This is a genomic window from Thermodesulfobacteriota bacterium (genome assembly GCA_040758155.1).
Lineage (GTDB): Bacteria > Desulfobacterota > Deferrimicrobia > Deferrimicrobiales > Deferrimicrobiaceae > UBA2219.
Map to the genome: position 1 here is coordinate 1 of JBFLWB010000066.1, position 8508 is coordinate 8508.

An 8508-nucleotide genomic window follows, 5' to 3' on the forward strand; every position below is an offset into this window, starting at 1 on the left:
GGAGGGGCCTGCATCCATCCGCCCGGACGTTTCCTGCAGCAGCCGTGGGGACCACCGGGTCGCCATGTCGCTGCAGGTTCTCGGGCGGGCATCCGGGAAAAGGGTGATATTGGATAATACAGCATGCATAGATACTTCTTTCCCTGGGTTTGAAGAAAAACTTGAAGAATTGACGCGATGAGAAGGCGACCGGTCGTGACGATCGACGGACCATCGGGCGCGGGAAAGACCACCGCGTCGATGCTGCTGGCGGAGCGGGCCGGGATGTTCCGGCTCGACACGGGGGCGATGTACCGGGCCTGCGCGCTGGCCGCCCGCCGCGCGGGGATCGCCTGGAGCGACGCCCGGCGGCTCGGGGAGCTCGCCCGCGGGCTGGAGCTGGAGTTCCGGGAAGCGGGAGGATCGTCGCGGCTCTTCCTGGCGGGAGAGGACGTCTCCGCGGCGATCCGGACGCCGGAGATGAGCCTGGGCGCCTCGGAGGTCTCGGCGCATCCGCAGGTCCGGGAGGCGCTGGTGGCCAAGCAGCGGGAGATGGGGCGCGACGGTGGCGTCGTTCTCGAGGGGAGGGACACGGGGACGGTCGTCTTCCCGGACGCGGAGGCGAAGTTCTTCCTCGACGCGGCGGCCGCGGTCCGCGCCCTGCGCCGGTACCTGGAGCTCGACCCCTGCGCGGGTCAGACCTTCGAACAGGTCCTCAAGGACGTCCTTCGGCGCGATGTCCAGGATTCCACGAGGGAGCACTCGCCGCTGAAGATGGCGGCGGACGCGGTCTACATCGATTCCACGGTCCGGACGGCGGAGGAGGTCGTGGAGATCATGTTCCGGCGCGTCGCGGCGGCTTCGCGGTGAAGCGGATCCTTATCGCCCGGAGCGCGGGGTTCTGTTTCGGCGTCAAGCGCGCCATCGCCATCGCCGACGAGACGGCCGGGAAGGGCGGAGCGGGAAACGAGGGGCCGATCCACTCGCTGGGACCCATCATCCACAACCCGCAGGCAGTGGAGCGCCTCGAAAAGAAAGGGATTCGCGTCGTCGGCGGGGTGGACGAGATCACCTGCGGGAAGGCGATCATCCGGTCCCACGGCGTGACGCGCCCGGACCGGTCGGCTCTCGAGGAAAAGAATGTCACCATCGTAGACGCCACGTGCCCCTTCGTCACGAAGGCGCAGGACCACGCAAGGACGCTCAGCCAGGAAGGGTACGCCGTCGTGGTCGTCGGCGATCCGAACCACCCCGAGGTAAAAAGCATCATAAGCTACATAGGCGAAGGGGTTCCCGTTTACACCTCCCTTGGCGAGGTGGAGAAGGCGCGGGCGGGGCAGAAGGCGGGAGTCGTCGCCCAGACGACGCAGTCGTTCGACAACCTGATGGCGTTCGTCGCGGCGACGATGCGCCGATTCCAGGAGGTTCGCGTATTCAACACGATCTGCAACGCCACCACCCTGCGCCAGGAGGAATCGACGGGGCTGGCAGGGCAGGCGGACGCGATGTTCGTTCTGGGGGGATACAACAGCGCGAACACGCGCCGGCTTGCCGAGATCTGCTCCGCCATCAACCCGAGGACGCACCACATCGAGACGGGGGAGGAGGTGACCGCCTCGATGGTCGAGGGGGCGTCCGTGGTGGGGGTCACGGCGGGGGCGTCCACCCCCCAGTGGATCATCGACGGATTCGTGGAGCGGCTGAAGGGGATCTGGAAGGGGGAAAGGATCGAAGTATCCTTTTACCGATAAAGAGTTACGGTGTATAGTAAATATTTCAACAATCAAAATCAGGAGTGGGGCATGGACGACAAAAACAACAAAACAGACCTCCCGGACGATGCGAGCCCGGATTCCCAGACGGGAGCCGGCGGATCGGCGGGAGAGGAAGATTTCGCCAGGATGTTCGCGGCCAGCATCGAGAGCACCGAAGAGGGACAGGTCATCCGGGGCAAGGTCATCAAGGTGCTGAAGGAATACGTTGCGATCGACATCAACAAGAAATCCGAAGGGATGCTTCCGCTGGAGGACCTCACCGCGGAGGAGCGGGAGGCGCTCGTTCCGGGCTTCCCGATCGAGGTGATGACCGAAGGGTACGACCAGTCCCAGGGATTCATCCGCCTTTCGCGCTCGAAGGTCGTCAAGATCCGCGTGTGGGACGACCTGCAGAAGATGTTCGACGAGGGCACGCCCGTGCAGGGCGCCATCGTGGCCAAGGTCAAGGGCGGCTACACCGTGGACATCGGGGTGAAGGCGTTTTTGCCCGGCAGCCAGGTCGACCTGAGGCCGGTCCGCGACAACGACCCGGTCATCGGCATCCAGGGGAAGTTCAAAATCCTCAAATTCTCCCGCAAGAAAGCGAACGTCGTCGTCTCCCGCAGGGTGTTCCTCGAGGAGGAGCGGGACGTGGCGCGGAAGGGGATCCTCGAGCACGTCCAGGAGGGCGACACGATCGAGGCCCGGGTCAAGAACATCACCGACTACGGCGTCTTCATGGACCTGGGCGGGCTGGACGGACTGATGCACGTCACGGACATGAGCTACGGGAAGGTCGGGCACCCGGGCGACCTGTGCAAGGTAGGCGATCTGCTGAAGGTGAAGGTCATCCGGTTCGACCGTGAACGGGGCAGGATCTCCCTCGGGCTGAAGCAGACGAAGGCGGATCCCTGGATCGACCTTGAGGAGCGGTACCGGCCGGGGATGCGGGTGAAGGGCAAGGTCACCAACACGACGAAGTACGGCGCGTTCATCGAGATCGAGGAGGGCGTCGAGGGGCTGCTGCACATCTCCGAGATGTCGTGGAGCAAGCGGCTGAAGGATCCTTCCGAGATCATGAAATCCGGGGATCAGGTGGAGGTGGCCATCCTTAAAGTGGACAAGGGGAACAAGAAGATCTCCCTGGGCTACAAGCAGATCCTCTCGAACCCGTGGGACGAGCTGAGGGCGCGCCATCCCGAGGGCTCCGCCGTGGAAGGCGTGGTGAAGAACGTGGCCGACTTCGGCGTGTTCGTGGACATCGGCGAGGAGATCGACGGGCTGGTCCACGTCTCCGACCTGTCCTGGAACACGAGGATCAAGAATCCCGCGGAGCTGTACAGGAAGGGGGACCGCGTCCAGGCGAAGGTGCTGAAGGTCGATCCCGAGAACCAGAAGTTTTCGCTGGGGATCAAGCAGCTCGCGGAGGATCCGTGGGCGGGGATCGAGAAGAAGTTCAAGAAGGGCGACCTGGTGACCGGCAGGGTGACCCGGGTCGCCGATTTCGGCGCGTTCGTGGAGATCGCGGACGGGATCGAGGGGCTCGTGCACGTCTCCGAGATCTCCAGGGAGAAGGTCGAGAGCCCGTCGGCGGTCGTCAAGGAAGGAGACGAGGTCGGCGCGGTGATCCTGGGGGTCGACCGGGCGAACAAGAAGGTATCGCTGAGCGTGCGGGGGTACCAGGACGCCCTCGAGCGGAAGGACACGGAGTCGTACCTCGGAAAGCAGTCGGACACCCCCGGCGAGGGCATCGGCGCCCTCGGGGAGGCGCTCCTTGCGAAGATGAAGGCCAACGGCGAGCAGGGCAACTGACAGGCGATGTCCGAAAACGTCCCCAGCCCGCCGAAGCGCCGGAGGCCGTTTTTACGCGGATGCCTGACGGTCCTGCTCGTCCTGGCGGCGTTTTTCGCCCTCCTGGCGGTGGTTTCCCGGATGGAAGGGCTTCCGCTGGCCGGCTCGGGCAGGGTGGCCGTCATCCCGGTTTCCGGAATGATCTCCGATTCCGAGCAGACCATCGAGCAGATCAAGAAGTTCGGCAAGGACGATTCGGTCAAGGCGGTGGTGCTCCGGATCAATTCGCCCGGCGGCGGCGTCGCGCCCTCCCAGGAAATCCATGAAGAGGTGAGGAAGCTCGATGCGAAGAAGCCGGTCCTGACCAGCATGGGGACCGTCGCGGCTTCCGGCGGGTACTATATCGCCGCGGCGACCCGGAAGGTCTACGCGAATCCCGGGACGATGACCGGGTCGATCGGCGTCGTCATGCCGTTCGTGAACGCGAAGGACCTCGTGGAGAAGATCGGGTTGAAGGGCATGACCGTCAAGAGCGGCCCCTTCAAGGACATCGGCTCCCCTCTGCGCGACATGACGCCGCAGGACCGGGAAGTCCTTCAGTCCGTCGTGGACAACGTCCACCTGCAGTTCGTGCACGCCGTCGCCCGGGGGAGGAAGCTTCCGACCGAGAGCGTCCTGCGGATCGCCGACGGGCGGATCTTCACGGGGGAGCAGGCGAAGGCCCTCGGCCTCATCGATGCGCTCGGGAATCTGGAGGACACCGTGGCCGAAGCCGCGAAGCTGGGCGGGATCTCCGGAGAGCCGAAAGTGATCCTGCCGCCGAAGAGCAAGATCTCCCTGCTGGACCTCCTCAAGGAGGAGATGAGCACCTTCATCGACGAAAAGATCGCGGGAAATCCGCTCCAGTTGAACTAACCTTTCGAAATCGGGGGGTGAAGCATGGGCATGACCAAGAGCGACCTGGTGGAAAAGCTGTCCGAATCGCTGACGAACCTGACCAAGAAGGAGTGCGAGGTCATCGTCGACACCGTGTTCCACAACATGAAGGACGCCCTCCAGCGCGGCGAGAAGATCGAGATCCGGGGCTTCGGGAGCTTCACCGTCCGGGTCCGCAGGGCGAAGGAGGGGCGCAATCCCAAGACCGGGGAGAAGGTGTCCATCCCCGAAAAGCGGATCCCGTTTTTCAAGGTGGGAAAAGAGCTGCGGGAGATGGTCAACGGGTAAGGGGTCCCGATGGAACGGATGTTCTCCCCCTGGCGGGCGGAATATATCCGGCAGCCCTCCGGGGGAGAGGGAGGGAGCGCAAGGCCCTGCATCTTCTGCGCCGGGGAGGCCGGGCTGGCCGACCCGGACAGCCTCCTGCTCGGGATCTACCCGAACTCCGTAGCGATCCTGAACCGCTTTCCCTACAACAACGGCCACGTGATGGTCGCCCCGCGGAGCCATGTGGCGGACCTCTGCGACCTTTCCGGGGAAGAGCTCCGGGAGCTCTTCTCCCTCGCCGCCCTCGGGACCCGGGTGCTTCGGGAAACGTACGGATACGAAGGCCTGAACCTGGGGATGAACCTCGGGAAGGTCGCGGGCGCGGGGATCACGGAGCACCTTCACGTCCACCTGGTCCCCCGCTGGGGCGGCGACACGAACTTCATGACGTCGGTCAACGACACGCGGGTCCTCCCCGAGTCGCTCCTGGAGACCCGCGGGCGCCTCTCTCCGGCGTTCCGCCTTCTCCGACCGTAAAATAACCCGTTTTGCGGCGCCGCCGATGACCCTCCAGCTCACCCCCGCGATGCGGCAATACGTGGAGATCAAGTCGCGGTACCGGGACTGCATCGTCTTCTTCCGGATGGGCGACTTCTACGAGATGTTCTTCGAGGACGCCATCCGGGCCTCCCGCCTCCTCGACATCGCCCTGACCTCGAGGGACAGGGAATCGAACATCCCGATGTGCGGGGTGCCGCACCACGCCCGCAACGCGTACCTTTCGAAGCTGATCCGGCAGGGGTGCAAGGTCGCCGTCTGCGAGCAGGTCGAGGAGCCCGGCCAGAAGGGGATCTTCCGCAGGGAGGTGACCGAGGTGGTCACCCCGGGGCTGGTGTTCCACGAGGAGTGCCTCGACGCGCGGGGGAACAATTTCCTGGCGGCGGTGCGGTTCGCCCCGCCCTTCGCCTACGCCGCCCTCGACGCGACCACCGGCGAATTCCACCACGAGAGCTGCGCGACCGAGGAGGCGCTGGCCGACGCGCTGTTCCGCCTCGGCCCGATGGAGTTCGTCGCCCTGGAGGGGGAGGAGACCCCCTCGACGCCGCGCGGGAAGCGGCTGATCGAGGGGAAGCTCCTCACGACGCTGTCGCCATCCGCAGCGGCGTCGTTCGCACCGCCGATGCCGGTCGACGGGATCCCGCCGGACGGGCATCCGGCCGCGGGCGTCGTCCGGGCGGTCCTCTATTACCTTCACGTCCACCAGCCGGCGGCGCTGGCGGAGATAGCGCGCGTCTCCGAGCGGGAGGGAAAGCGCTACCTCGCGATGGACGAGACGGCGGTCCGCACGCTCGAGATCTTCTCCACCCTGTCCGGTGAGCGCAAGGGGAGCCTCCTGTGGGCGGTGGACCGGACGAGGACTCCGATGGGCGCCCGGGAGCTGCGTTCCCGGCTGGCGGCGCCGCTCCAGGACGTCGCGGAGATCGGGGAGCGCCACGAGGCGGTGGGGGAGCTCCTCGAGGCGCAGGGGATCCGGAAGGAGCTGGCCGCGCGGCTCGACGCGATGGGCGACCTGTCCCGGCTCGCGTCCCGCCTGGCGCAGGACCGTTCAGGTCCCAGGGACGTCGGGGCGCTGCGCGACAACCTCGCTTCGCTTCCCGCCCTGAAGGCGGCCCTGGGGGAACCCGCCGCCGCGCTCCTGAAGGGGGTGCGCGAACGGCTTGGCGATCATTCCGATGCGGCGGACCGGATCTCCGCCGCGCTCGCGGACGAGCTTCCCGCGGGGTACAAGGACGGCGGGATCTTCCGGCCCGGATACGACGACCGCGTGGACGAGCTGACGCACCTCCTGACGCACGGCAAGGGGATGCTGGCGGAGATGGAGGCGCGCGAGCGGCAGCGGACCGGCATTGCCGGCCTGAAGGTGGGATACAACCGCGTCTTCGGGTACTACATCGAGGTGTCCCGCGCGAACCAGGCGAAGGTGCCGGAGGACTACATCCGGAAGCAGACGCTGGTGAACGCCGAGCGGTTCATCACCCCGGAGCTGAAGGACTTCGAATCCAGGGTGCTGCGCGCGCAGGAGGAGCGCAGCGCGAGGGAGGAGGAGCTGTTCCTGGCTCTCAGGGATTCGCTGAAGGAACACCTTCCGGCGATTCACGCGGCAGCGGAGGCGGTCGCGGAGCTCGATGTCCTGCTGTCGTTCGCCGACCTCGCTGCCGACGGGGGATACGGCCGCCCGCGGGTGAACGGCGGGAAGGACATCGTCATCGAGAACGGGCGGCACCCGGTGGTGGAGAAGATGCTGGGCCGCCACGCCTTCGTCCCGAACGACTGCCGCCTCTCCCCGGACGGGGCGCGCATGGCCGTCATCACCGGGCCGAACATGGCAGGGAAATCCACCTACATCCGCCAGGTGGCGCTGATCGTCCTGCTGGCGCACGCCGGCTCCTTCGTCCCCGCCGACCGCGCGGAGATCGGCCTGGTCGACCGGATCTTCACGCGCATCGGCGCCTCGGACGATCTCTCCCGCGGGGAGAGCACGTTCATGGTGGAGATGCGGGAGACGGCGCGGATCCTGTCGGGGATCACGGAGCGGACGCTGGTGATCCTGGACGAGGTCGGCCGCGGGACGAGCACCTACGACGGGTTGAGCATCGCGTGGGCCGTGGCCGAGCATCTGCACGACGCTCCCGGGCGGCCGAAGGTCCTCTTCGCCACCCATTTCCACGAGCTGACGGACATCGTGACCACTTCCGCCAACGCCCGGAACTACCACGTCGCGGTCCGCGAATGGCAGGGCGACATCATCTTCCTGCGGCGCATCGACGAGGGGGTCGCCAGCAAGTCGTACGGCATCCAGGTGGCGCAGCTGGCGGGGCTGCCGCCCCCGCTGATCGACCGGGCCCGCGATATTTTGAAAAACCTCGAATCCGCCGAGTATAATGAATTCGGCCTTCCCTCGCTTTCGGGCGGCCGCGCGGGCGGCGGAGCCCCTTCCGCCCAGATGGAGCTTTTCTCCCGCGGGGAACGAAGGGAAGAAGACGCCGTCCTGGAGGAGATCCGGCGCACCGAGCCGGAACGACTTACCCCGGTGGACGCTCTCCTGCGGGTCGCGGCATGGAAGGAGAAGTTGGGGAAGAGAACGTCTTGACCTGCCCGCGGCGATACATCGGCGGGGCCTTGCTGGCCGCCGCCGTCCTGCTCGCGGCGGTCGTGTCTCCCCGGGAGGCGCGAAGCGCCGTTGCCCCGCCCGCCGTCCCCGTCCTTTCGGAAATCCACGCCTGGACCAACGAGATCTACACCCGGGTCGCGATCTACACGGGGGAAGAGGTTTCCTGGCAGGCCGACACCGTCAAGGCCGACCCCGCGCGGGGGCTCCCGCCGCGGATCTTCATCGACATCCGGGGGGCGCGGATCAAGACGGAGATGCTCCACAACCCCGTGGGGGTCAACAACGGTCTGCTCCGGCAGGTGCGGGCGGGCCGGTACAGCCGGGACGTCGTCCGCGTGGTGATCGACCTCGAGCGCGCGAACACGTTCCGGGTTTTCGCCCTCCCGGATCCGTACCGGATCGTCATCGACATCGACGGAGAAGGGGAGATCCCGGCGCCCCGGGAACCCGCTGCGCCGGAACAGACGGCCGCCGCCGTTCCGTCCGGGGGACCGTTCCTTTCCGCCGCGCCTCCGCCGCTTCCCCCCCCCGCCGCGGCCGCGCCACCGCAGGAGGCGTCGCCTCCCGTGGCGTCGCTTCGCCGCAGCCGCGTCCGCGTGATGCTCGATC

At 66.7% G+C, this 8508-nt stretch carries 9 protein-coding genes; all 9 read left to right on the forward strand.

The annotated features are described in order from the left end of the window. Nucleotides 1–16 precede the first annotated feature (16 nt). Nucleotides 17–181: a hypothetical protein gene (locus tag AB1346_04020; GenBank protein MEW6719598.1), complete on the forward strand. Its 165-nt coding sequence runs from the start codon at nt 17–19 to the stop codon at nt 179–181. Beyond that, complete coding sequence (gene cmk / locus AB1346_04025) at nt 178–849, forward strand: (d)CMP kinase (protein MEW6719599.1); 672 nt, start codon at nt 178–180, stop codon at nt 847–849. Before AB1346_04020 ends, cmk begins: the two co-directional genes overlap by 4 nt. Continuing rightward, nucleotides 846–1730 carry a 4-hydroxy-3-methylbut-2-enyl diphosphate reductase gene (gene ispH / locus AB1346_04030; GenBank protein ID MEW6719600.1) on the forward strand — a complete coding sequence of 295 codons (885 nt, stop codon included), beginning with the start codon at nt 846–848 and terminating at the stop codon, nt 1728–1730. Before cmk ends, ispH begins: the two co-directional genes overlap by 4 nt. Nucleotides 1731–1781: 51 nt before the next feature. After that, nucleotides 1782–3545, forward strand: coding sequence for a 30S ribosomal protein S1 (locus AB1346_04035; GenBank protein MEW6719601.1), 1764 nt, complete (start codon nt 1782–1784; stop codon nt 3543–3545). A 6-nt stretch (nt 3546–3551) separates the two neighbouring features. Further along, nucleotides 3552–4439, forward strand: coding sequence for a signal peptide peptidase SppA (gene sppA / locus AB1346_04040; GenBank protein MEW6719602.1), 888 nt, complete (start codon nt 3552–3554; stop codon nt 4437–4439). 30 nt (nt 4440–4469) lie between these two features. Continuing rightward, a complete protein-coding gene (locus AB1346_04045; protein ID MEW6719603.1) occupies nt 4470–4748 on the forward strand; it encodes an integration host factor subunit beta in 279 nt (92 codons plus the stop codon). Between the two features lie 9 nt (nt 4749–4757). Then, on the forward strand, nt 4758–5264 hold the full coding sequence (locus AB1346_04050) for an HIT domain-containing protein (protein MEW6719604.1): 507 nt from the start codon (nt 4758–4760) through the stop codon (nt 5262–5264). Nucleotides 5265–5289: 25 nt separating this feature from the next. Continuing rightward, complete coding sequence (mutS, locus tag AB1346_04055; GenBank protein ID MEW6719605.1) at nt 5290–7878, forward strand: DNA mismatch repair protein MutS; 2589 nt, start codon at nt 5290–5292, stop codon at nt 7876–7878. Next, the coding region (locus tag AB1346_04060) for an AMIN domain-containing protein (GenBank protein MEW6719606.1) at nt 7875–8508 on the forward strand (634 nt) is incomplete at its 3' end. The genes mutS and AB1346_04060, both read left to right, overlap by 4 nt.